At 68.0% G+C, this 24,179-nt stretch carries 22 protein-coding genes and 1 pseudogene; 17 read left to right on the top strand and 6 right to left on the bottom strand.

Annotated elements, in window-relative coordinates:
- The first annotated feature begins 41 nt into the window (after positions 1-41).
- Positions 42-1,118: an ATP-dependent DNA ligase gene (locus AB5I40_RS11785; protein WP_370938519.1), complete on the top strand. Its 1,077-nt coding sequence runs from the start codon at positions 42-44 to the stop codon at positions 1,116-1,118.
- Positions 1,115-2,128: pseudogene (gene ligD, locus AB5I40_RS11780) on the top strand (non-homologous end-joining DNA ligase). Before AB5I40_RS11785 ends, ligD begins: the two are co-directional and overlap by 4 nt.
- 311 nt (positions 2,129-2,439) lie before the next feature.
- On the opposite strand, the gene AB5I40_RS11775 reads toward ligD, so the two are convergent.
- Both AB5I40_RS11775 and AB5I40_RS11770 read right to left on the bottom strand, forming a co-directional pair.
- Entirely contained in the window at positions 2,440-2,709 is a 270-nt protein-coding gene (locus AB5I40_RS11775; RefSeq protein WP_370938518.1) for a hypothetical protein, read from the bottom strand.
- Between the two features lie 75 nt (positions 2,710-2,784).
- Positions 2,785-3,825, bottom strand: a complete 1,041-nt coding sequence (locus tag AB5I40_RS11770) for a GTP-binding protein (protein ID WP_370938517.1) — start codon at positions 3,823-3,825, stop codon at positions 2,785-2,787.
- 54 nt (positions 3,826-3,879) lie between these two features.
- On the opposite strand from AB5I40_RS11770, the gene AB5I40_RS11765 reads away from it, so the two are divergent.
- Complete coding sequence (locus AB5I40_RS11765) at positions 3,880-4,860, top strand: nucleoside-diphosphate kinase (RefSeq protein WP_370938516.1); 981 nt, start codon at positions 3,880-3,882, stop codon at positions 4,858-4,860.
- Positions 4,861-4,869: 9 nt separating this feature from the next.
- On the opposite strand, the gene AB5I40_RS11760 is transcribed toward AB5I40_RS11765, so the two are convergent.
- Positions 4,870-5,823: a nucleoside-diphosphate kinase gene (locus AB5I40_RS11760; protein ID WP_370938515.1), complete on the bottom strand. Its 954-nt coding sequence runs from the start codon at positions 5,821-5,823 to the stop codon at positions 4,870-4,872.
- Positions 5,824-6,456: 633 nt separating this feature from the next.
- On the opposite strand from AB5I40_RS11760, the gene AB5I40_RS11755 reads away from it, so the two are divergent.
- From AB5I40_RS11755 to AB5I40_RS11710, 10 genes are all read left to right on the top strand, one after another.
- Positions 6,457-7,563: a YqcI/YcgG family protein gene (locus AB5I40_RS11755; protein ID WP_370938514.1), complete on the top strand. Its 1,107-nt coding sequence runs from the start codon at positions 6,457-6,459 to the stop codon at positions 7,561-7,563.
- Between the two features lie 13 nt (positions 7,564-7,576).
- Positions 7,577-8,395, top strand: coding sequence for an arginase family protein (locus AB5I40_RS11750; RefSeq protein ID WP_370938513.1), 819 nt, complete (start codon positions 7,577-7,579; stop codon positions 8,393-8,395).
- 34 nt (positions 8,396-8,429) lie between these two features.
- Entirely contained in the window at positions 8,430-9,290 is an 861-nt protein-coding gene (dapF, locus tag AB5I40_RS11745; RefSeq protein ID WP_370938512.1) for a diaminopimelate epimerase, read from the top strand.
- Positions 9,265-10,227 (top strand): cysteine synthase A, encoded by a 963-nt coding sequence (gene cysK / locus AB5I40_RS11740; RefSeq protein WP_370938511.1) that lies wholly within the window; start codon positions 9,265-9,267, stop codon positions 10,225-10,227. The genes dapF and cysK overlap by 26 nt, the downstream gene beginning before the upstream one ends.
- A 33-nt stretch (positions 10,228-10,260) precedes the next feature.
- Entirely contained in the window at positions 10,261-11,364 is a 1,104-nt protein-coding gene (locus tag AB5I40_RS11735) for a homoserine O-acetyltransferase (RefSeq protein ID WP_370938510.1), read from the top strand.
- Between the two features lie 30 nt (positions 11,365-11,394).
- The gene (locus tag AB5I40_RS11730) at positions 11,395-12,132 is read left to right on the top strand and encodes an SDR family oxidoreductase (RefSeq protein ID WP_370938509.1); all 738 of its coding nucleotides are present in this window, start codon (positions 11,395-11,397) and stop codon (positions 12,130-12,132) included.
- Complete coding sequence (locus AB5I40_RS11725) at positions 12,129-13,031, top strand: RimK family alpha-L-glutamate ligase (protein ID WP_370938508.1); 903 nt, start codon at positions 12,129-12,131, stop codon at positions 13,029-13,031. Before AB5I40_RS11730 ends, AB5I40_RS11725 begins: the two co-directional genes overlap by 4 nt.
- A gap of 210 nt (positions 13,032-13,241) precedes the next feature.
- The gene (locus AB5I40_RS11720) at positions 13,242-14,090 is read left to right on the top strand and encodes an aminodeoxychorismate lyase (protein WP_370938507.1); all 849 of its coding nucleotides are present in this window, start codon (positions 13,242-13,244) and stop codon (positions 14,088-14,090) included.
- Positions 14,091-14,785: 695 nt separating this feature from the next.
- Positions 14,786-15,913: a CynX/NimT family MFS transporter gene (locus tag AB5I40_RS11715; protein WP_370938506.1), complete on the top strand. Its 1,128-nt coding sequence runs from the start codon at positions 14,786-14,788 to the stop codon at positions 15,911-15,913.
- A 54-nt stretch (positions 15,914-15,967) separates the two neighbouring features.
- Positions 15,968-16,474 (top strand): flavodoxin domain-containing protein, encoded by a 507-nt coding sequence (locus AB5I40_RS11710; protein WP_370938505.1) that lies wholly within the window; start codon positions 15,968-15,970, stop codon positions 16,472-16,474.
- Between the two features lie 6 nt (positions 16,475-16,480).
- Here the strand turns inward: AB5I40_RS11710 and AB5I40_RS11705 are convergent, their stop codons facing one another.
- Entirely contained in the window at positions 16,481-17,050 is a 570-nt protein-coding gene (locus tag AB5I40_RS11705; protein ID WP_370938504.1) for a TetR/AcrR family transcriptional regulator, read from the bottom strand.
- A 70-nt stretch (positions 17,051-17,120) separates the two neighbouring features.
- Between AB5I40_RS11705 and AB5I40_RS11700 the strand changes: the two genes are divergently transcribed.
- Together AB5I40_RS11700 and AB5I40_RS11695 are read left to right on the top strand one after the other, a co-directional pair.
- Positions 17,121-17,525 (top strand): nuclear transport factor 2 family protein, encoded by a 405-nt coding sequence (locus tag AB5I40_RS11700; RefSeq protein ID WP_370938503.1) that lies wholly within the window; start codon positions 17,121-17,123, stop codon positions 17,523-17,525.
- 183 nt (positions 17,526-17,708) lie between these two features.
- The gene (locus AB5I40_RS11695) at positions 17,709-18,911 is read left to right on the top strand and encodes an MFS transporter (RefSeq protein WP_370940498.1); all 1,203 of its coding nucleotides are present in this window, start codon (positions 17,709-17,711) and stop codon (positions 18,909-18,911) included.
- Between the two features lie 303 nt (positions 18,912-19,214).
- Here the strand turns inward: AB5I40_RS11695 and AB5I40_RS11690 are convergent, their stop codons facing one another.
- Both AB5I40_RS11690 and AB5I40_RS11685 read right to left on the bottom strand, forming a co-directional pair.
- Positions 19,215-19,637 (bottom strand): hypothetical protein, encoded by a 423-nt coding sequence (locus tag AB5I40_RS11690; RefSeq protein ID WP_370938501.1) that lies wholly within the window; start codon positions 19,635-19,637, stop codon positions 19,215-19,217.
- A gap of 51 nt (positions 19,638-19,688) precedes the next feature.
- Positions 19,689-19,835 (bottom strand): hypothetical protein, encoded by a 147-nt coding sequence (locus tag AB5I40_RS11685; protein ID WP_370938500.1) that lies wholly within the window; start codon positions 19,833-19,835, stop codon positions 19,689-19,691.
- 219 nt (positions 19,836-20,054) lie between these two features.
- On the opposite strand from AB5I40_RS11685, the gene AB5I40_RS11680 reads away from it, so the two are divergent.
- Together AB5I40_RS11680 and dnaE are read left to right on the top strand one after the other, a co-directional pair.
- Entirely contained in the window at positions 20,055-20,501 is a 447-nt protein-coding gene (locus tag AB5I40_RS11680; RefSeq protein WP_370938499.1) for a PadR family transcriptional regulator, read from the top strand.
- A gap of 128 nt (positions 20,502-20,629) precedes the next feature.
- A complete protein-coding gene (dnaE, locus tag AB5I40_RS11675) occupies positions 20,630-24,157 on the top strand; it encodes a DNA polymerase III subunit alpha (protein ID WP_370938498.1) in 3,528 nt (1,175 codons plus the stop codon).
- Positions 24,158-24,179: the final 22 nt, after the last annotated feature.

Genomic DNA, 24,179 nt, shown 5'->3' with positions numbered 1-24,179 from the left:
AAAGGTGCAGGTCAGCGTCTGTTCCGCTTAGGATCGCGCAGGTGGAGCTACCCCTGATGCCGCCGGTGCGGCCGATGCTCGCCAAAGCCGTGCACGAGGTGCCGCGCGGCGGCGGGTTCTGGTATGAGCCGAAGTGGGACGGCTTCCGCTGCGTGGTGTTCCGCGACGGCGACGAGGTCGAACTCGGCTCGCGCAACGACCGCCCCCTCACCCGGTACTTTCCGGAGCTGGTCGACCTGCTGCGGGACGCACTGCCGGACAAATGCGTCGTCGACGGCGAGATCGTGCTGGTCACGCCCCGCGGCCTGGACTTCGGCGCGTTGCAGCTGCGGCTGCATCCGGCGGCCAGCCGCGTCCGGAAGCTCGCCGAGGAGACTCCCGCCAGCTTCGTCGCGTTCGACCTGCTCGCGCTGGGGGAGCAGGACCTGACCGAGAGGCCGTTCGCTGACCGGCGTCGCGAGTTGGAGGGGATCTTCGCCCCCTCGAGCGGCTTGCAGCGGGTGCACCTCACGCCGCTCACCACAGACCCGGACACCGCTCAGGACTGGTTCACCCGGTTCGAGGGCGCAGGCTTCGACGGAGTCATGGCGAAACCCGCCGATCTGCCGTACGAGCAGGACAAACGCGTGATGCTGAAGGTGAAGCACGAGCGCACCGCGGACTGCGTCGTCGCCGGTTTCCGCTGGCACAAGGACGGCAAGGGCGTCGGCTCGCTGCTGCTCGGTCTGTACGACGACGAGGGTTCGCTGCACCACGTCGGCGTCGCGAGCAGCTTCACCGCGGCGCGGCGCCGGGAGCTGGTCGAGGAGCTGGCCCCGTGGCGCGAGAACGCGCTTGAGGGACATCCGTGGCGCAGCTGGGCGGAATGGCAAGCCGACGAGGTCCGCCGCCCGGGCGCGAACAGCCGATGGGCACCCGACAAAGACCTGTCCTGGGAACCGCTGCGCCCGGAACAAGTCGCCGAAGTCCGCTACGAACACCTGCAAGGCGGCCGCTTCCGCCACGGCGGACGGCTGGTCCGCTTCCGTCCCGATCGAACTCCGGATTCGTGCACCTACGCACAACTCGAGGAAGCCCCGCCAGCCGAGTTGGCGGATCTGTTCGGGGAGGCCCGATGAGCGGCGTGACGCTGGAAACAGACGGCGTAGAACTGACGATTTCCAGCCCTGACAAGGTCTACTTTCCGGAACGAGGCGAGACGAAACTCGATCTCGTGCGCTATTACCAAGCCGTCGCGGGCCCCTAGCTGGACCGGTTGGGCGGACGGCCGCTCCTTTTGGAACGCTATCCAGACGGTGCGGGCGGAAAATCCTGGTTCCAGAAACGCACGCCCAAAAACGCCCCTTCCTGGCTGACCACAGCCGTCGTTTCCACCCCGAACGGAACCACCAGCGATGCCTTGGTAGCCGCGAACCTGGCACACGTCCTGTGGGCGGTAAACCAAGGCTGCCTGGGCTTCCACGTGTGGCCGAACCGCGCGGAGGCGTTGGATATCGCGGACGAACTGCGCATCGACCTGGACCCGTCACCCGGGATCGGCTTCCCGCAGTTGCGCGAGGCAGCGGTACTGGTGCGCGAATTCCTGGCCGAACTGGGCATCGAAGTCTACGTAAAGACCTCGGGTTCGCGAGGCCTGCACCTGTATTCCATCCTGGAACCACGATGGGACGGCTACGAAGTACGAGCAGCCGCAGTAGCCTTGGCGCGAGCCTTGGAACGCCGTCACCCAGACCTCATCACCGCACAATGGTGGAAAGAAGAACGCGGCTCACGGGTATTCGTGGACTTCAACCAAAACGCGCCGCACAAAACGGTCTTCGGCGCTTGGTGCGTGCGGCCGAGGCTGGGCGGACAGGTGTCGACGCCGATCACCTGGGACGAATTGGCAACGGTGGAGCCGGACACTCTGACGCTCTCGACCGTCCCGGCACTGGTCGCGGAGCGTGGCGACCCGTGGGCAGGCGCGAACGATCGGCCGCAATCGATCGAGGCGTTGCTGGAGATGTCGAAGGAGGACCTGGCCAGCGGCCTGATGGACGCACCCTGGCCGCCCGTCTACCCGAAGATGCCGAACGAGCCGCCTCGGGTCGCACCCAGCCGGGCCAAGAAGGTGGCTGCCGAAGACTGACGCAGTTGCGGCCAGCGCACTGTCCGTGAGGGCCACCCTCACGACCTTCGGCGGGCTGGAATGGGCTCCTTCACGGACCGCCCCGCCCTGCTGGTGCTAGCCCACCCGCGAACCCGCAGCCGATGCACCCAACCATCGAGGCACTCACACCACCCCCGCACCCCGATACGAAGCCAAAATGCGGTCTGAGGGTGCTTGTCAAGGCATCTTTCCAGCCTTGACAAGCACCCTCAGACCGTCATCATAATCAAGCTTCGGGGTGCCCCACGCAACCAAGGACGGCAAGGTCGCCGCCAGGCGACGAGCCGAACTCACCCCAGCGAAAGATCAAACGCCAACTGCTCCTCGGATCCAGACCCCGCAGGAGCCCCGGACAAGCTGGCCACGCACCCGGGACAAGGGGTGACGTGCCCAGTCCCGGGCTCAGTCAAATCCACCGGCGTCCAGGTCCGGGAATCCCGCTCCCCGCAGGCAGACCGCCGATACCGCAGATCGTCCGCGCGAGTCATCAGATGCGCGACCGGATCCTCCTCCGGCAACGCGCCGACCAAATACCACCGGGCCGCGATCGTCTTCGCCATGGGAACTCGTCCTCCAAAGAGGCTGTTTCGAGCTACCCGGCCATACTGCGACCCCCACCGCCGCAACCGGCGCGTTTAGCCATCTTCGGCGTGGCGCGGCGACTCCTCGTCGGGCTCGTCCAAATACCGGAGAAAGCGCAAAAGTCCCCGCTCGTCAGCGCCCGCGTCCTCGTCCGCGCAAGCCCGAAGCTCCCGCTCAACCCGAGCCGCATCAATCCCGGCCCCGATCAACACCAACTCGGTCCGACGTCCGCCGGCAGGCCAAGTCGACCGTTCGACCTGCACAAACGCCCCCACTGTATGCAAGCCGAACCGAGACCGAGCCCCCTCGACCCCAAGGTCAACCTGCCCCTTGACCCGATACAACCCAGCAGGCCGGCTCTCCAAAAAGGCCATAAACCGCCGAGGCGAAAGCGGCCGGTCCGACGTGAACGCGACACTCTCATAACGCGCGTGCAAATGCTCGGAATGATCATGCTCACGAAGATCGTCAAACGACAACTGTCCGTAACTTTCCCGAGGCCGCGGGTCGAAAAACAACGCCGGATCAATCCTCCCGCGCTCGGTCGGCACCACCGGCACCCCAGGCGCGTATTCCTCGACCACGCCCCGCACCTTGGCCACCGCATCCGCGTCAGCCCGATCGACCTTGTTGAGAACCACCAGGTCAGCAACCCGCAGATGCTCGGCAAGCTCGGGATGCCGCTCTCGCGTGGCCTCGAACTCCACCGCGTCGACAACCTCGACCAGCCCGCCGTACCGAATGTCCGGGTTCTCGCTGGCGATCATCAACCGCAGCAGGTCGCGCGGCTCCGCGATCCCGCTGGCCTCCACGACGATCACGTCGATACCCGCCTCAGGCCGCGACAGCTTGCCGAGCATGGCGTCGAGCCCGCTGGCGTCCACCGCGCAGCACAAGCAGCCATTGCCGAGCGACACCATGGTGTCGACCTGCCCGGCGACCGCGAGCGCGTCGATGTTCACCTGGCCGAAGTCGTTGACCACCACGCCGACCCTGGCGCCCTGGCGATTGGCGAGCAGGTGATTGAGCATCGTGGTCTTTCCCGCGCCGAGAAAACCCGCGACGAGAACTACCGGAACCCGCTGCCTGGCCACGCTTCAACCCCTTCTGTCGTCCGGGCCGTCGACGATACCTGGCACGATGACCGGATGATCTGGACGCCAGGCAGGGAGGACCGGGTCGACGGCATGCCGACGGCCGGGCAGTGGCGGCAGTTGTCGGTCGTGCCGGAGAAACGGGAGGTCTACGGCTGCGACCTGTACTTCCGCGAGTGCTGGGCGGACGTGCTCTCGGTCTTCGGCGGCGACGCGACCGGCGTGCTCGGCGGGCTGGCGATGCTCGTGGTCAAACCGGACGCGGTGGTCGGCCGCAGGCTTGGCCGCATCATGGAGTACCTGGCGGACAACGGTTTCGTGCCGGTCGCCACCACGCGCTTCGGCTACACCCGGCATTCGATGCGCGAGGTGTGGCGCTACGACTGGCACATCTACACCGTGGACCGGCTGCAGTTATGCACTTTCTACTATCTCGCCAATGATGTGCTGCTGTTCCTGGCGCGCGACGTCCGCCCGGTCGCCGGATTGCCCGCGACGGTCCGGCTCTGCGAGCTGAAGGGCGTCGGCGATCCGGCCCAGCGCAAGCCGCATCATCTGCGCACGAAGCTGAACCCGCCCAACCGGATCCTGAACTTCGTGCACGTCGGCGACGAACCGGCGGACATCGTGCGCGAGCTGGCGATTTTCCTCGACCGCCCGGAGCGGCTCCGGTTTCTCGCGGAGCTGCGGGCGCATCTCGCCGAGGATCGCACGGCGCGGGCGCGCGCCGAGATCGCTGCCATCGAAGCGGATTGCCCGGCGCACGACCTGGATATCGACGCGACGCTGGACCGGCTGGCCCCGGTGGCGGGCGAGTCCGCGGTCGCCCGGTTGCGGGAAATTGCGGAGGGCGGGGAGCGGATCACCTGGGACGAGCTGGCCGACCTGGTGCCCTTCGAGAAGGCCGACCGCTGGGACGTGATCGTGACGGCGTCGTTCGTGGTGCACAACGAGCGCCCGGTACCGCATGCGCTGCTGCCGCCGGTTTCGGCGGAAGCGTGGACGGCACAAGCAGCGCGGCATCCGGTCAGCTGACCAGTTCGTCTACAAAGGACGCCGCACCCGGGGCTTGTCCCAGAGCACGGGAGGCGGGTTGGCGATCAGCTTCGTCTCGCCGGGCTCGTCGCATTCGATCAGGCTCGCCCCGACGGCGGCGAGGTCCCAGCGATCGACCTCGGCTCCGCTCGCGGCGACGGCCTCGGCGACCTCGACCCAGGGCACGGATTCCCCGAACCGCAGGTGTTCCAGCAGCTGGAGCGCTTGGCCGCCGCGCTCGGACCGCTTGAGCGCGTCCGTCACGGCATCGGCGGCCGCGTCGGCGTCGAAGGCCCGCGGGACGGCGGTGGCTTCGACGGCGAGTGCTTCTTCGAGCAACGGGAGACCGGTCGGCTCGCCGGAGGCCAGTCCGGTCAGTGCCTCCCGCCGCTGTGCCGGGCCGAGCAGCAGGCCGAGTTCCCGGACCAGGTCGGCGGGCTCGTCGGCGACGTGGACGTAGCTGAAGTTGCGGTTGTGCTGGCGCAGCAGTGCGCGCAGCGTGCCGGGCTTTTGCTGTGCCAGGTCTGCTGAGCCTTTCAGCGAGGCCAGCCGCGCCGTCGCGGGCATCGGCCCCGGCCGCTCGTCTCGCACGAGCAGCAGCAGCCCGAAGCCGACATAGACGAGGTCGTTCAGCGCGAGCCGGTCCACCGTGGCCGACGTCAGCTGGTACCGCCACATTTCCCGCCACAGCAGGCCGGTGAACGCCGGGCGCTGCACGGCTTGGACGGCGAAGCCCTGCTCGCTCAGCCAGTCGAGCACCGGGCGCACCTTGCCCGCGGCGATGCCGTCCGGTTTGACCATCAGCAGCGCGTGCCGGCGCAGGACCTCCGGGGCCTGGTCCCCGAGGAACCGGGCGACGTCGCGGGCGCCTTCCCGGAAATAGGTTTCGCGGCGGTAAGCGGTGCGCTTCGCGGGCATTCGCGTGAGCGCGGCCCAGTCCATGTCGTCGATCTTTGCCCCCATGCTCGATCCTCTGCCGCGATGATATCCCGGAGACACTCCGGGAGCGGAGACTGTCGACGGGAGCGCTGTGTGAAGCACCGATGAGCAGTTTGCCAAGAAATGCCGAACACCTTCCGCGGACCGCTGTCACGCGCAGCGGATGTCGACGAAATTCGCTTCGTCCGGAATATGCGAAGTTTCGCCGCTTGGTGGGCGGGATGGCGGATTCCGCGGCGGCCGATCAGGCTACGGCAAAGGCGGCTTCGACGGCTGACTAGCGGAACCGGACCAGGCAATCCTCCCGTGGAACGCGGAACGCGCGAGTACCGACGGTCTACTGTGGACAGATGCTTTTCGTCCCTGCTGCCAGGCGATTTCAGTGGTCCGTACCGGTTATCGCTGTCGATCCCGCACCCTCCCGTCCCGGGATTGCGCCGGATGCCGGAAGCGAATTGCTCGGTTCCGGGCATTGCGTCGACAGATTCTCCGATATTCCTTTTTTTCGCGTAGAATGTTGTTCACCCGGATGGTCGCTGCGCCGGTTTGCCCGGGTCCATAGAGTCTGAGGGGCAGCGCTGGTCCAGTGGGGGAATAACCGCCAGCGGCTCCGAATCGCGGCTCGCACACGGCCGTGCCGGGTGCGGACGGGCGCGGGTGAGCCCCGGACGCGCCGCGGGCGCCGGACCGGTCGGCTGCGCGAACACCCTGTACTCGCACGGCACCCAGCACGCTGCGCACCCCAGCACTCCCGAGCACCGCGCAGCCGAGCACACCCGCGCCACCGTCCGCACCGGCGGCGCTTCGCGTTCCCGGACGATCGACGCCGCACCGGGGCGGCCGTCGACCAGCCGGAATCCGTTCCGCGGGTCCGCCGGAGAAATCCCGCACGACCGGCTCCCGCGACTGAGGCCCGGCCGGACGGCGGAGAGGACCACACATCCCGAGGAAGACCATTCCCGGAGGGCCGGAATGCACGCATCGCTCGAATCCCGCAGCACGACCTTGATCACCCAGCAGGAGGCCGAAACATTCGGAACCGACTGGCGCGCCGCGGCGTTCCGCGACGTCGAGTCCAGGCTCACCGACCGCGGTTTCCCTTGTGTCTTCTCGAGAAACGCGTTCCGGAAGAGACTGCTCCTGTTCGCCTTCGCCGAGGACGTCGGACCGGACGGTATCGCGAGACTCGGCGCCGCGCTCGCCGATTACGTCGAGCTTTCCCGCAACTGGAACGGTCATCTCGACACCGCGTACCCCTTGCTGATCGTTTTCTCGCCCTCGGCCGTCTCCGCCCGGTCCGTTGCCGGGTACCAGGCGTTCGGCTGGGAGGTGATCCAGAAGCTGCACCACGTCGACCCGGCGCCGTGGCCGGAAAACGTCGGAACCGACCCCGGCGAAAGCTCGTGGTCCATGTGTTTCAACGGAATGCCGCTTTTCATCAATATGAGCAATCCCGCGCACGAAGTCCGGCGCAGCCGCAACCTCGGCGCGCACTTCGTGCTCGTGGTCAACCCGCGCGAGCGGTTCGACGTGGTCGCGGGCGACACCCCGAGCGGCCGCAAGGTCCGCAGCAACATCCGGGCGAGGATCGACCGCTACGACGGCGCCCCGCGCGCCCGCCAGCTCGGCTCCTACGGCGTCGCCGGGCTCGAATGGTGGCAGTACGGCCTGCCCGAGGACGACGTCGACCGGACCGATATGTGCCCGTTTTCCTTCCGGGCGAACGAAACCGCGCAGCCGGACGGGGCCGCGGCCCCTACCTGATCGGAGACAGGCGATGATGGAAGTGATCGTTTCCCAAGGCCGCATCGGCGATCGCGGCTCTGGAATGATCGAAGGCGCGGCGCGCACGGCGCGGGCACTCCAACAGCGGTACGGCGTCGAGGCCCGTTTCGTCGGCACGCCCGCCGGCCCGGAGGACGACGACTGGACGGTCAGCCTCCTGGCCGCGGAAGAGACGCTTTCCGGCCTGGCGCAAGCGGTTTCGGCGAGCGTCGCGGCCGGACGGCGCACGGTGCTCGCGGCCAACACCTGCTCGGCCAGCCTGGCGACGCTGCCGGCCGCGACCCGGGCGCACCCGGACTGCGCGGTGCTGTGGATCGACGCGCACGGCGACTTCAACACCCCGGACACCACGGAATCGGGCTACCTCGGCGGAATGGCGCTGTCGGGCGCGTGCGGCCTGTGGGAAAGCGGGCACGGCGCGGGCGTCGACCCCAGCCGGGTCGTCCTCGTCGGTGCGCGCGACATCGATCCGTCCGAACGCGAACTGCTGGACAAGGCGGGCGTCCGGATCCTCGCTCCGGCGGACGTCACCGGGCAGCGGGTCGCGGCGGCCGTCGGCGGCGCGCGGGTGTGGGTGCACATCGACTGGGACGTGCTCGAACCGGGCACGGTGCCCGCCGATTACCACGTGCCGGACGGCCTGGCACCGGGTGCGATCCGCGAGATCCTGGAAGCGATTCCGGCCGCCGACGTCCTCGGTCTCGAACTGGCCGAGTTCGCCGCGACCGGCGACGAAAGCACCGACGCGCGCGCCATCGAGTCCATTATGGACATGGTCGCCCCGGTGTTCGAGACCGCGGCGGTGCGATGAACCGGCGCGCGACGGCCGTCGTAGGGCGGCGCGGGTGAGTCCTTCGCTTCCGTTCACCAAAATGCACGGGTGCGGCAACGATTTCGTCGTACTCGACCTGCGGGACGCACCCGCGCCGACGCCGGAACTGTGCCGGGCGCTCGCCGACCGGCACACCGGCGTCGGCTGTGACCTGATCCTGGGAATCCGGCCGCCGCGCAGCGCTTCCGCGGCCGCCGCGTTCGAGATCTGGACTGGGGCCGGCGAAAGCTCGATGCAGTGCGGCAACGGCGCCCGCTGCGTCGCCTCCTGGCTCGTCCGGGCCGGGCTGGCGCGTCCGCCGGCGTTCGAGATCGACAGTCCAAGCGGGACACATCCGGTGGAAGTGCTGGGAGACAACGCGTTCAGCATCGGGCTGACCGTGCCGCGGTTCGCTCCCGGGCAGATCCCGCTGTCCGGCTTCGCGAGCCGGGACGGCCGGTACGAGGCCGTGCTCGCGGACGGGACTCCTGTCCGCTTCGCGGCGGCCTCCACCGGCAACCCGCACGTGGTCCTCGAAGCTGACGACGTCGGCAGCGCCCCGGTGGCCCGGCTCGGTCCTGCCGTGCGGGCGCTGCCCGGACTGCCGCCGACGGTCAACGTCGGATTCGCCGAGGTCGTGGCCCGAGACCGGATCCGCTTGCGGGTCCACGAATTCGGCGCGGGCGAGACGCTCGCCTGCGGCAGCGGGGCTTGTGCGGCCGCCGCGGTCCTGATCCGGGCCGGGCGGCTCGACCGGACCGCGACGGTCGAGGTGCCCGGCGGGGAACTCCGGGTCGGCTGGCCCGCCGAAGAGGAGCCGATCGTCCTGGCCGGCCCGGCCACGACTGTGTACGAAGGAGAATTCCGACATGCCGCTGTACTCCAGCATTCTTGACGCGATCGGCCGCACGCCGATCGTGCGGCTGAACCGGATGGCGCCCGGGCACGTCTCGGTGTACGTCAAGGTCGAGTCGTTCAACCCGGGCGGCTCGGTGAAGGACCGGCTGGCGCTGGCGATCGTCCTCGACGCCGAGGTCAGGGGAGAGCTCAAGCCCGGCGACACGATCGTGGAATGCACGTCCGGCAACGTCGGCATCGCGCTGGCGATGGTGGCGGCCGCTCGCGGGTACCAGTTCGTCGCGGTCCTCGGCGACACGTATTCGGTGGAGCGGCGCAAGCTGATCCGCGCGTACGGCGGCAAGGTGGTGCTGTTCCCCGGCCACTTCGGCAGCCTCGGCGGCAACCGGATCGCCGACGACCTGGCCGAGAAGCACGGCTGGTTCCGCGCCCGCCAGTTCGAGAACCCAGCGAACCCCGCGTACCACCGGGAAACCACGGCCGCGGAGATCCTCTCCGACTTCGCCGGGAAACGGCTGGACACCTTCGTCACCGGATTCGGCACCAGCGGCACGATCACCGGCGTCGGGCAGATGCTCAAGCTCGCCCGCCCCGACGTGCGGACCGTCGTGCTGGAACCGGAAAAGGCGGCCGTGCTGGCCGGGCAGTCGTGGAATCTGCACCAGCTGCAGGGATTGGCTCCGAACTTCGTCCCCGGCGTGCTGGACCGCACCGTGATCGACGAGCTGGTGACGATCGACGACGAGCTGGCCAGGGACACCGCGCGCCGCCTGGCCGCGGAGGAGGGCATCTTCGCCGGAATGTCCGCGGGCGCGACCCTCGCCGCCGCGTTGCGCGAAGCGGAGAGCTCGCCCGAGGGCGCGGTCCTGCTGGCGATGCTGCCCGACACCGGCGAACGGTATCTGTCCAGCTTCTGGTTCGAAGGGATCAGCGACGGTTCGGACGACGAATGGCTGGCCTCGCTCGGCGAGTGACGCGCACTCTCGCCCGACCACCTGGGGAACGTGATGCACGAATTCATTCCTCCGGCCACGCGGTTCGCCCTGCTGCCGGAGAGATTCGCCATGAAACGCGGCGGCGTGCTGCACGGCGCGCGCGTCGGTTACGAGACCTTCGGAGAGCCTTCTTCAGCACGGGACAACGTCGTCCTGCTGCTCACCGGGCTTTCGCCCGACGCGCACGCCGCGTCCAGCCCGGAGGACCCCGCGCCCGGCTGGTGGGAGTCGATGCTGGGGCCCGGCAAGCCGATCGACACCGACCAGTGGCACGTGATCTGCGTGAACTCGCTCGGCGGTTGTCAAGGATCCACCGGGCCCGCCTCGCCCGATCCGGCGACCGGGCAGCCGTATCGGCTCGGCTTTCCCGAATTGTCCATTGAGGACATCGCGGACGCCGCGGCGAACACGGTGCGGCATCTGGGATTCGAGCGGCTGGCGTGCGTCGTCGGCGCGTCGATGGGCGGGATGAGCGCGCTCGCGTTGCTGGCCCGGCATCCGGAGCTGGCGCGCAGCCACCTCAGCATCTCCGCGGCCGCGCACTCGCTGCCGTACTCGATCGCGATCCGTTCCGTGCAACGGGAAGCGATCCGGTCGGATCCACTGTGGAACGACGGACAGTACCTTCCGGAACGCTATCCGGAACGCGGCATGCTCACCGCGCGCAAGATCGGCATGACCACGTACCGGTCGGCGCGGGAATGGGAACGCCGGTTCGGCCGTGAGCGGTCCGGGATCGGGGGCGCGGCGTTCGGCCCCGAGTTCGCCGTCGAGTTCTATTTGGACCATCACGCGCGCCGGTTCGTGCGCCGCTTCGATCCCAACAGCTACCTCTACCTCAGCCGCAGCATGGACTGGTTCGACCTTGGCGAGCTGTGCGACGGCGGTACTGACGAGGCGCTGGCGCGGTTGCGGGTCGATCAAGCGCTCGTGATCGGCACGGAGACGGACATCCTGTTCCCGTTGCACCAGCAGCGGCAGATCGCCGACGGATTGCGGGCGGGCGGCGCGGACGTCGAGTTCCTCGCGCTGGAATCCGATCTCGGCCACGACGCGTTCCTGGCGGACCTCGACAGTTTCGGGCCGCCGGTGGCGAAATTCCTGTCCACCCTGTGACCGCCGGACCGACAAGAGAGCGAGACCGATTTGGACGACACCATTGCCCTGGTCACCGGGGCCAACCGCGGCATCGGGTTCGAGATCGTGCGACAGCTCGCCGAACGCGGCGTGCAGGTGGTGCTGAGCGGGCGCGACGAAGCCGCCGTCGAGACTGCCGCGACGGGCTTGCGCGACGCGGGTCTTGCCGTCGAAGGGCTTCAGCTCGACGTGACCGATCCGAAGAGCATCGAGGCTGCAGCGGCGGAGCTGGAGACCCGGTACGGACGGCTCGACATCCTGGTCAACAACGCGGCCGTGCGGATCGAGAAGTACGGCAAGCAGCCGTCCGAGCAGACGCTCGCCGAATGGCGGGAAACCTTCGACACCAACCTGTTCGGCACGGTCGAGACGACGCTGGCGATGCTGCCGCTCATCCGCAAGTCGGCCGCCGGGCGGATCGTGAACGTGTCGAGCCTGCTCGGTTCGCTCACCCGGCACAGCGACCCCGGGTCCTACACCCACAGCGACACCTTCAAGGCGCTTCCGGCCTACAGCGCCACGAAGAGCGCGGTGAACTCGTGGACCGTGCACCTGGCGTACGAGCTGCGCGACACGCCGATCAAGGTCAACTCGGCGCATCCCGGCTACACCAAGACCGGCATGAACGACGGAGCGGGCGACCTCGAACCCGCGGACGGTGCCGTGACCAGTGTCGAGCTCGCGCTTCTCGATGCGGACGGCCCGAGCGGCAGCTACGTGCACGCCGGGAAGGTCCTGCCGTGGTGACCCGCACCGTTGCTCTCGTGACCGACCGGGTCAGCCTGCCCATCGACTACGACATGCCGCTGCTGCGCGAGGCGTGCGCGAAGGTCGGTCTGGAGACCGAAGTCTGCCAGTGGGAGGACGCCGAGGTCGACTGGGCGCGGTTCGACGCGGTCGTGCTGCGCTCGCCGTGGAACTACGTGGACCAGCTGCCGGAGTTCCTGGCGTGGTGCGAACGGGTCGAGGAGGCGACGCTCCTGCTCAACCCGCTCGCGGTCGCCCGGTGGGCGCTGGACAAGTCCTACTTGGCGGACCTGGCCGCGCTCGGCGTCCCGGTCGTCCCGAGCCGGTTCGCTGCCCCTGGGGACGACCCGGACGTCGTGGTGCGGAAAGTGCTGGAGAAGTATCGCGACGCCACGGAGATCGTCGTCAAGCCGGGGATCGGCGCGTACTCGCGCAACGTCCGCCGATTCACCCGGCCGGCGGCTGCTGAAGCCGCCGCACACCTGTCGAAGCTGTTCGGCGAAGGCGGGCACGCGCTCGTCCAGCCATATTTTGAGTCCGTCGACCGGGACGGCGAAACGAACCTGATCTATTTCGACCGGGAGTACAGCCACGCGATCCGCAAGGCCGCGATGCTGATGCCGGACGGAACCGTGCACGTCCCGACGCTCGACTTCCGCGAACCGCGCGTCGCCGACCAGGACGAACGAGCGGTCGCCTCCGCAGCTCTCGACGCCGCCGCCAGCCATCTGGGCCTGGACCGGCCGCTGCTGTACGGCCGCGTCGACCTGGTCCGCGATGACCGAGGACAGCCGCGGGTGCTGGAACTGGACATCTGCGAACCGTCGCTCAACCTGCCCTTCGGAGACGGCAGCGCCCTGCGATTCGCCACCGTTCTAGCCGACCGAGTCGACACCTGACCACCCCAACCACAACGCGGGATCGCGTCGATGCCTGACCACCCCAGCCACAACGCGGGATCGCGTCGGCGTCTGAGGGAGTTGCGTGCACGGCCCCCCGGGCCGGGTACGCAACTCCCTCAGACGCCGACTTAAAGGCGATCCCGCACGCGCCGACGGAGTCGGCGCCATCAAACACAGCGGTCGCGCCATCAAACAGAGGATTGAGATATGCGTGTTCTTGGCTACCTGGACGGTTCTGTAGCCGACCCGGACGACCCGGCGATCAAGGTCGCCGATCTCGGCCTGCTCCGCGGCGACGGGGTGTTCGAGACGGTGCTGGTCGAGGACGGCGAACCGCGGGAATTGGACCTGCATCTGGACCGCCTGGCCCGGTCGGCGCGGATGACGGAGCTGCCCGAACCGGACGACGCGCAGTGGGAACGGGCCGTCCGCGCGGTGATCGACCATTGGCCCGACGACAGCGAAATCGCGATGAAACTCATCTACACCAGGGGATTGGACGCTGAGCCCGACTCTCCGCCGACGGCTTTCGCGCTCGGGCTAGAGATCAGCCCGAGGATGATGCGCGAGCGCACCGAGGGCATCGCCGCGATCACCCTGGAAAGAGGTGTCGAACCGGGCCTCGCCGAACGCGCGCCGTGGCTTCTGCTGGGCGCGAAGACGCTGTCGTACGCGGTGAACATGGCCGCCCTGCGCGAAGCCGATCGCCGTGGCGCGTCGGACGTCATCTTCACCGCGACCGACGGTTCGGTGCTGGAAGGCCCGACGGTGTCGGTGGTGCTGGTGCGCGGCCGGACGCTGTACACGCCGCCGCCGATCATCGGCATCCTGCCCGGGACGACGCAGGCCGCGGTGTACCGGGGAGCGGAGCGGGCTGGTTTCACCGCGAAGATCGAGACGCTGACCGCGGACGATCTGTTCTCGGGGGACGGGGTTTTCGTCGCGTCGTCGGTGCGCAAGTTGACTCGGGTGCATACCTTGGACGGCAAGGTGCTGCCCGACTCGACCGAATTGCACCGCGAATTGAGCGCGGCTTACGAATCGGTGTACCGGTGAGGATCTTGCTCGCGCGGCTTGCGGGCGGGCAAGATCGGAAGTGACGTTTTCGCCTGCCGGGGTTTCCGGTGGGCGATGGGGCGGGAATATTCCGGCCAGTTCGGAGGCGCCTGCCGCTTCGGTGCGGTTCTGGCGGCAGCCGCGTCCGGGATGGCTCCGGGCTTCGGGGGAGGGGATCCGATGAGCGACCCGGTTCTGCTGGCTGCTTCCGGTTCGCAGAGGATTCCCGGGGTTGGAGGCCGCGTTATGACCGCTCGCGTTGCTTCTTCGGTCCTCGGCGGCGCGCCGCTGGGTGTCGAGTCTGTTCTAGCCGTCGGTCCGGTCTCGCGACCTGGCTCTGGTTTGTCGGGACTTCGCCGTCGTGGCGGCATGACCGCTCGCTTTGCTGCCTCGGTCCTCGGCGGCGCACCGCTGCGTGTCGAGTCGATCCTGGCCGTCGGTCCGGTTTCGCGACCTCTCGCTGGTTTGCCGGGACTTCCCCGTCGCGGCGGCACGACCGCTCGCCTTGCTGCCTCGGCCCTCGATCGGGGCGCCCCGCTGCACGCCGAGCCCGTCTTGGCAGTCGGTCCGACCCGGTCGCCCGTCCCTCATTGGCCGGAACTTCCCGTAGCGGAGGCCGCCGCATGACCGCCCGTCCCGCCCCCGCACCTCCCGAGCGCGGGACTCCGTTGCGTCCCGCGCTCATCCTCGTCGGCGTGCTGCTGATCGCCACCAACCTGCGCGCCGCGATCACCAGCCTTGGCCCGATCCTGAGCCTCGTTCAAGCCGACCAGGGGCTTTCGTCGGTAGCCGCGTCCGTTCTGGTCAGTGTGCCGCTCATCGCGTTCGCCGTGTGCTCGCCGATCGCGCCCAAGGTCGCCGCGAAGCTGGGGCTCGAGCGGGCGCTCGGTGCGGCGGTGCTGCTGCTCGCGGTCGGGATCCTGTTGCGTTCCACGCCGCCGCAGTTGTTGCTGTGGATCGGAACCGTGGTGCTCGGGGTGGCGATCGCGATCCTGAACGTCCTGCTGCCGGCGCTGGTCAAACGCGATTTTCCCACTCGGATCGGGCCGATTACCGGGACGTACACGGCGGTGCAGTCAGGTGTTGCCGCGATTGCCGCCGGGGTGGCGGTTCCGCTGGCCGGGCAGCAGTCTGGCGGGTGGCGGTTGTCCTTGGGGATCTGGGCTGGGCTCGCGCTGGTGGCGCTGGGGGCTTTTCTGCCGCAACTGCGCCGCTCCGTGGCCGCACCGGCGCTCGCGCGGGCGACTGGTGCGGCGCGGCCTTGGACGAGTGCGCTGGCTTGGCAGGTCACGCTATTCATGGGACTGCAGTCGCTGGCCTTCTATGTGTTGGTGACCTGGTTGTCCTCGATCGAGCAAGCTGCGGGTATCAGTTCGGTGACTGCGGGGTTTCACCAGTTGCTGTTCAATCTCTCCGGGCTGGCCGGGAGTCTGGTTTGTTCCGCGCTTATTCATCGACTGCCTGATCAGCGGGTCGTCGCTGTCGTTGGCTCGTTGTTGCTGACGACTGCGTTGACCGGGTTGCTGGTCGCCCCTGGGGTTGCGGTGGTGTGGGCTGTTCTCGCTGGATTTGCCGGTGGGATTACGCTGGCGTTGGCGTTGTCGCTTTTTGGGCTGCGTACCAAGGATTATGCTGACGCCGGGGCGTTGTCCGGGATGGCTCAGTCGGCCGGTTATACGCTGGCTGCGCTGGGGCCCATTGTTATTGGCGCGATTCATGACGCCGCTTCTTCTTGGACGCCTGCGCTTGGGGTGTTGATCGGGTTGGCGTTGGTTCAGACGGTGTTTGGGGGGTTGGCTTCTCGGCCTCGGACTATCGGGTGATCTTTCGTCAGCTTCGGACGGGCGGAGTCTGCCGAAGGGGTGGACAATAAGGACATGATCAATGTCCTCGTCGCGCATGCGGGCAAGCATGGCGGGACGCGCGAGATCGCCGAAGTCGTCGGCGAGGAGTTGCGCGCGGCCGAGTTTGCCGTCGACGTGCGCGGGGCGGGCGAGGTCGACAGCGTTGCGAGGTATGCCGCGGTGGTGGTCGGCAGTGCGCTCTACTACGCGCGGTGGCGGCCCGAGGCGGTGCGGTTGCTGGAGCGCAACACCGAGGCGCTGCGGGCGCGTCCGGTCTGGTTGTTCCACAGTGGACCGTGCGGACCGGGCGCGAATCTCGCCCGGGTGAGTTTGCCCGCGCGGGTGACGTTGCTGGCGGCCGCGATTGATGCGGGGCGGACCGAGACGTTCGGCGGGCGGCTTGATCCGGCGCTGGCGGACGGGGTGCTGGAAAAGCTGATGGCGCGGGGCAATCGGGCGGGGGATTTTCGCGACTGGGACCGGATTCGGGCGTGGGCGCGGGACATTGGGCGCCGGGTTCAGTCGCGCGTCGCGATCTGAGCTGGGTCAGGACGCGCCGAGTACCCGCAGCACCGTGGCGGACAGCTCTTTTTCCGCGTCCTCTGGCGAAAGCCGTCCTGCGTCGGCCTCTCCTGCGGCGGCGTGGCCCAACTGGATGATGACCGTGACCAGCCAATCCACCGGGGGCTGACGGTCGAACTCGCCGGCGCGCTGTCCGCGTTCGACGATCCGCCGTAATCGCTCGGCGACTGGCTCGTGCTGCTCGCGGCCGTCTTCCGCGGAGGTGGGCGTCGAGCCGAGACGGCGCAGCAGCATCGGGTATCGCGAGGACGCTCGGCGGGCGGCGTAGAGGACTCGCAAGATCGCGTCCGCGGCGGGCCCCGTGTCCGGACCGGCGGCGTCCATCGCGTCGACGGCTTCTTCGGTGAGCCGCTCCAGCACCGCGGCCAGAAGTCGTTCTCGGGAAGGGAAATGGGCGTACACGGTCTGGCGGGTGACGCCCGCTGCCGTCGCGATGCCCTCGACGCTCGCGTCCGGATCGGCCTCGAGCACGCGGAGCGCCGCGTCGAGGATGGCGGCGCGGCTGCGCTGGGCGTCGGCGCGGAGTTTCGACATCTCTTACACCTTGTCAAATTTAGCTCGAGCGGATATCTTACAGTGTGTCAGAGTTCATCTGGGAGGAGTCATGGACACGCTGGAGCGCATCGATCCGCATGCTGATCCGAAGGAGTTCATCGCGCGCTTCTTCACGTCGTTCACCGACGATCTGGTGCACACCGACGAGGACGCGGCGGCGGTGGTCGACCGCTATCACACGCAAGACGTCGTGCAGATCGCCGACGGGGTGCGGATCGACCGCGATCGGCTGGTCGTGCATTGCCGTCCGGTGCGGAAAAACCGGCCGGACAGCCGGATCGAAGTCCACGAGGCGATGGCGGACGGCGACCGGGTCGCCGCGCGGTACACGCTGCACGTACGCCAGCGAGGAAAGGAGCTCGAGATCGAGGTGTCGTTCTTCGGGCAGTTCGCCGCGGACGGCCGGATGCGCGAGGCGCACCTGCTGACCCGTTCGGCGAAAACGTCCGGGTAACCCGATTCCTCCGGTTTTGCTTGGTATGTCAGGGAGATCCTGAGTCCACATGCGACTCTTGCCTCGCCGCCACACCGGGTGTAGACCAAGCCGGTGACCGAAAACGCAGCCGGGGGCAAGGAAAAACGCAAACTCAGCGCCGATCAGCGCAACTCATTCCTGGCCGCGTGGCTCGGCTGGAGCATGGACGCCTTCGACTATTTCCTGGTCGTGTTCGTGATCGCGGACATCGCGAAGGACAAATCGTTCGGGGCCACCGCCACGCAGCTGGCGTTCATCACCACCGCGACGCTCGTGATGCGCCCGGTCGGCGCGCTGCTGTTCGGACTGTGGGCGGACCGGTCCGGACGACGCATCCCGCTGATGGTCGACGTCCTGCTGTACTCGGCGGCGGGCGTGCTGTGCGCGGTCGCGCCGAACTTCACCGTGCTGCTGATCCTGCGGTTCATCTACGGCATCGGCATGGGCGGTGAGTGGGGCCTGGGCGCGGCGCTCGCGATGGAGAAGATTCCCGTGGAGCGGCGCGGCTTCTTCTCCGGGCTGCTGCAGGCGGGCTACTCCGCCGGATACCTGATGGCCGCGCTGGCGTACCTGCTGTTCCACACCGCGCTCGGCCTGGAGTGGCGGTGGATCTTCGTGCTGAGCATTTTCCCGGCGCTGATCAGCCTGCTGATCCGGGCGCGGGTCAAGGAATCCGAGGTGTGGGAGGCGGCGCAGGAGAATATGCGCGTCACCCGGACGTCGGTCAAGGACGTCCTGTTCAACCCGAAGGTGCTGCGCCGGTTCGGCTACCTCGTGCTGCTGATGACCGCGTTCAACTGGATGAGCCACGGTACGCAGGACGTCTACCCGACCTTCCTGAAAGCGACCGACCACGGCGGGGCCGGCCTGAGTGCCGCGACCAGCACGTGGATCGCCGTGCTGTACAACGTCGGCGCGATCATCGGCGGCCTGGTCTTCGGCTCCTTGTCGGAACGCTTCGGCCGCCGGATGACCATCGTCGGCGCCGCGGTCCTCGGCCTGCCGATCGTGCCGATCTTCGCCGTCGACCACGGGGCCGGGATGCTCGCGCTCGGCTCGTTCCTGATGCAGGTCATGGTGCAAGGTGCGTGGGGCGTCATCCCCGCGCATCTCACGGAAATGTCCCCCGACGCGATCCGCGGTTTCTTCCCCGGCGTCACCTATCAGCTCGGCAACCTGCTGGCCGCGCTGAACCTGCCGATCCAGCAGAGCATCGCGCAGTCGCAGGGGTACCCGGCCGCGCTGCTGTGGACGGTGATCCCGGTGCTCATCGCAGTCGCCGTGCTGACCTCGCTGGGCAAGGAAGCGAAATCCATCCGCTTCGGCGGGGAAGGCGCGACGACCGCGCCCGCCGGAACGTCCTGATCTTTCCCGCCCCTGGTTCGGGTGGCCTTGCCGTCGAACAATCGCCGATATATCGTGGTCATATCGACGATCGTTCGACGAAGGAGGACGCACATGACGAGGACAGCAGGCGGAGGACACCTGTTCCAGGGCTTCGGCGGCCCGGAGCGTTCCGGCGGAATGCCGTTCGGATTCGGCCGCCCGATTCGCCCTGGTGACGGCGGTCGAGGCATGCCGCTCGACCGACCGGACCCGCGCGGCGACGGGAGGGCGCGACATCCGGGCGGACCGGGGGAAGGACACGGCTGGCCCTGGGGAGGCGAGCTAGGCGGGGAGCACGGGCGTTCGGACGGGTTCGGTGACCTGGACGCCTGGTTCGGAAGTTCGATCGGACGCGGCTGGGCGGGAGTGTTCGGCGGGCGAGGCCCGGGATTCGGCCAGCATGCGGTGTTCGGCGGACCCGGAGCCCGGTTCGGCCAGACCGGGCTTTTCGGCGCACCGGGAGCCGTCTTCGGCTGGCCCGGTGATCCGGGATGGCACGCGGGCGAACCGGGCGACCGCCATGGCTGGCCGGGCGACCTGCGGGAGGGGCACGCGCACCCCGGACATCCGGACGAGCATCCCGGCGATCTGGATCGTGCTGGTGAGCACTCCGGTTCCCTGGGCCGCCCCGGTCCGCCGGGCGAGCCGTCGAGTCACTCGGACCACTCCGGTCGCCCGGGCGAGCGCCCCGGCGATGCGGGTCATTCAGGCGAGGGCTCCGGTCGTCCGGGGCACCCGAGCGAGCCGCTCCACCACCTAGGCCGCTCCGGTCATCCGGGCGAGCCGCCCCGTCACGCGGGCCAACCCGGTCGTCCGGGCGAGCACCACCGCCATCTGGGGCATGTGGGCGAGCACTTCAGTCCCCTGGGCCGCTCCGGTCATCCGGGCGAGCTCCCCGGCCACCCGGGGCACCCCGGTGGCGAGGAAGCCTGGGACTGCACCGTCTTCGAGGCTCGCGGCGGGTTTCCTCCGGGGCCTCCCGGGCCGCCGCATCGGCCCGGGTTTCCCGGATTTCCGGGGTTCCCTGGCTTCCCCGGGTTTCCCGGTGGGCCAGCCGGAGCGGGAGGATTCTTCGGCGGCCCACCTCAGGGCGGCCGAGGCGGGCGAGGTCCGGCTCGCCCGGTGCGTCCGGCGGTGCTCGCTCTCCTGGCCGAGGAACCCCGCCACGGGTATCAGTTGATGCAGGAAATCCGCCGTCGCACGAATGACGAGTGGCGGCCCAGCCCGGGATCCATCTACCCGATCCTGCAGCAGCTCGAGGACGAAGGCCTTGTCCGCACCGCGGAAGAAGGCGGGCGGCGCGTCGCGCATCTCACGGAAGCCGGGCGCGAGCACGTTGCCGGGCGGGAGGAGGAGTTCGCCGCGCTTTGGGAGTCTCCGGCGCGTGACGAGGAACCTGGGGCCGACCGGTTCGCGGCGCTCTATCAGCAGCTCGGCGAGTTGGGCGGGGCCGCGGCGCAGGTCGCGCACGCCGGCACCGAGGCGCAGTTCGCGGAGGCGCGCAGGGTGCTCCGGGAAGCCCGCCGCCGGTTGTACGCGTTGCTCGCGGACGACGACTCCGAAGAATAAAACCCGCCGGTGGACGAGTCCACAAAGGACTCGTCCGCCGGCGGTCACCTCGGGGCACAACCGGAGGTGGTCCGGGCGCGCGTGTCGGTTGTTGGACGCCGCCGCAGTGGGGCGGGTCCAATGCGCCCATGCCATCGTTTGTCCACCTGCACGTTCACACCGAGTATTCGATGCTGGACGGTGCGGCGAAGATCGGTCCCCTTTTCACGGAGGCGGCCCGGTTGGGGATGCCCGCGGTCGGGATGACGGATCACGGGAACATGTACGGCGGGGACGAGTTTTTCCAGACGTCGAAGAAGCACGGGATCAAGCCGATCATCGGGATCGAGGCGTACGTCGCGCCGGAGTCGCGGTTTCACAAGAAGCCGGTGTTCTGGGGGCAGTCGAACCAGCGTGGCGCGGACGAGCTGGGCGAGGGCGGCGACGTCTCGGGTGCGGGCGCGTATACGCACATGACGATGCTGGCGGGGAACGCGACCGGGTTGCGGAATTTGTTCAAGCTGTCGTCGCTGGCCTCGATCCAGGGCTATTACCGCAAGCCGCGGATGGATCGTGAGCTGATCGCGGAGAACGCGGCGGGGATCATCGCGACCACCGGCTGCCCGTCGGGCGAGGTGCAGACGCGGTTGCGGCTGGGCCAGCGGGAGGCGGCGATCCAGGCGGCGTCGGACTACAAGGACATTTTCGGCGTGGGGAACTTCTTCCTGGAGTTGATGGACCACGGTTTGCCGATCGAGCGGTCGGTCCGCGAGGGTCTGCTGGAGATCGGGAAGCTGCTCGACCTGCCCCCGCTGGCCACCAACGACTCGCACTATGTGACCAAGGACCAGGCGGACACGCACTCGGCGCTGCTGTGCGTGCAGGCGGGCAAGACGCTGAACGACCCGACGCGGTTCAAGTTCGACGGGGACGGTTATTTCCTGAAGTCGGCGGACGAGATGCGGGAGTACTGGGACAAGGAGGTCCCGGGCGCGGCGGACAACACGCTGCTGATCGCGGAGCGGGTCGAGTCGTACGAGGACGTGTACACGCACAAGGACCGGATGCCGGTCTTCGACGTCCCCGAAGGCCACACCGAAGCCACCTGGCTGCATCACGAGGTGATGGGCGGCCTGTCCGAAAGACTGCCGGACGGGGTGCCCGAAGAGTACCGGGAGCGCGCTGAATACGAACTCAATGTCATTGTGGACAAAGGCTTTCCCGGATACTTCCTGATCACGGCCGACCTGATGACGCACGCGCGCGAGGCGGGAATCCGAGTAGGGCCGGGGCGTGGGTCGGCGGCGGGGTCACTGGTCGCGTACGCGCTCCGCATCACCAATCTCGACCCGATCCGGCACGGTCTGCTCTTCGAACGCTTCCTGAATCCGGAACGAGTGTCCATGCCGGACATCGACATGGACTTCGACGACCGCCGCCGCGGCGAGATGATCCGGTACGCCACCGGGAAATACGGTTCCGACCGGATTGCCCAGGTCATCACTTTCGGTACCATCAAAACGAAAGCGGCGATCAAGGATTCCGCGCGAGTCCACTTCGGACAACCTGGGTACTCGATCGCGGACCGGATCTCCAAAGCCTTGCCGCCGCCGGTGGCCGCCAAAGACATTCCGCTGGCGGGGATCGTGGACGCCAAGCACGAGCGTTACGCGGAGGCGGCCGAGGTCCGCACGCTCGTCGAGACCGACGAAGAGTGCAAGACGATCTTCGAAACCGCCCGCGGCCTGGAGGGGCTGATCCGCAATGCGGGTGTGCACGCCTGCGCGGTGATCATGTCCAGCGAGCCGTTGATGGATGCGATTCCGTTGTGGCGCAGGGACGACGGCTCGATCATCACCGGCTGGGACTATCCGTCGTGCGAGGCCATCGGCCTGCTGAAGATGGACTTCCTGGGCCTGCGCAACCTCACCGTCATCGGCGACGCGATCGACAACATCAAGGCCAACCGCGGCGAGGACATCGACCTCGACCGGCTGGCCATCGACGATCCCGAGACCTTCGCCCTGCTGGTCCGCGGTGACAGTCTCGGAGTGTTCCAATTGGACGGCGGCGCGATGCGGGATCTGTTGCGCCGCATGCGTCCCACCGGGTTCGAGGACATCGTAGCCGTCAACGCGCTCTACCGGCCGGGCCCGATGGCGATGAACACGCACAACAACTACGCCGACCGCAAGAACAAGCGCCAAGCCATCGAACCGATCCATCCGGAACTGGAGGAACCGCTGCGCGAGATCCTCGCCGAAACGCATGGTCTGGTGGTGTACCAGGAACAGATCATGCAGATCGCGCAGAAGGTCGCCGGATATTCGATGGGCCGCGCGGACGTGCTGCGCCGCGCGATGGGCAAGAAGAAAAAGGAAGTCCTGGAAAAGGAATTCGAGGGCTTCCGCGCCGGGATGATCGACAACGGGTTCTCCGGCGAGGCCGTGCAAGCGTTGTGGGACACGATTCTCCCGTTCGCGGGTTATGCGTTCAACAAGTCGCACGCCGCTGGGTACGCGCTGGTCGGGTATTGGACTGCCTATCTCAAGGCGAATTACACCGCGGAGTACATGGCCGCGTTGCTGACGTCGGTCGGTGACAACAAGGACAAGTCGGCGATCTATCTGTCGGAGTGCCGGCGGCTGGGGATCAAGGTACTGCCGCCGGACGTGAACGAGTCGGCTCTGCGGTTCGCGGCCGTCGGGAACGACATCCGCTTCGGTCTGGGCGCAGTGCGCAACGTGGGCGCGAACGTGGTGGAGTCGATCATCAAGACGCGCGAGGAGAAGGGCAAGTACTCCTCGTTTACCGAGTTCCTGGACAAGTCGGAGCTGGTGGCCTGCAACAAGCGGGTGATCGAGTCGCTGATCAAGGCGGGCGCGTTCGATTCGATGGGCCACACGCGGCTGTCGATGATCCAGGTGCACGAGGACGCGGTGGAAGCCGTCGTCCCGCTCAAGCGCCAGGAAGCGATGGGCCAATTCGACCTGTTCGGCGGCGACGACAAAGAACCGGCTTCGTCGCCGTTGGCGCACGTGAAATTCACCGCCGAAGAGTGGCCGCGCAAGCAATTGCTGGCGCATGAACGCGACATGCTCGGGCTTTACGTTTCAGCCCATCCGCTGGACGGTGCCGAAGGCGTCCTTCGCAAACACGCGCCTCGTACGATCGCGGCGGTCATCGACAACCCGCCGAAAGAAGGCGAACTCGTCGTCGCCGGACTGATCACTTCGCTGGAGCGGCGGGTGAACAAAAAGGGCGAACCGTGGGCGATCTGCACGGTCGAGGATTTGGACGCGTCGCTGGAGGTGTTGTTCTTCGCCAAGTCGTACGCGTTGTGCGCGGCGGATCTGGTCGAGGACAACGCGGTGCTCGTCAAGGGCCGGGTGAACTGGCGGGAGGACAAAATGTCGGTCTTCGGGGCGGATCTGGCACCGCTCGACCTGACGGAACTCGGGGAAACGCCGCTGGTGCTGCACACGCGGGCGGAGAAGGTGACGCTGCCAGTGGTGCTGGAACTCAAGCAGACTTTGCTGGCGCACCAAGGAAACACGCCGGTGCACCTGCACGTGGGGGAGCGGCGTTACGCGCTCGACGGGTACTCGGTCAAGGTGACCCCGGCGCTGCTGGGCGAGGTGAAGACGATCCGGGGAATCACCGTGGGCGCCGGTTGAGCACCGGCACCCACGGGAATCC

The organism is Amycolatopsis sp. cg13 (genome assembly GCF_041346965.1).
Lineage (GTDB): Bacteria > Actinomycetota > Actinomycetes > Mycobacteriales > Pseudonocardiaceae > Amycolatopsis.
This window is presented reverse-complemented; position numbering and strand designations above follow the sequence as displayed.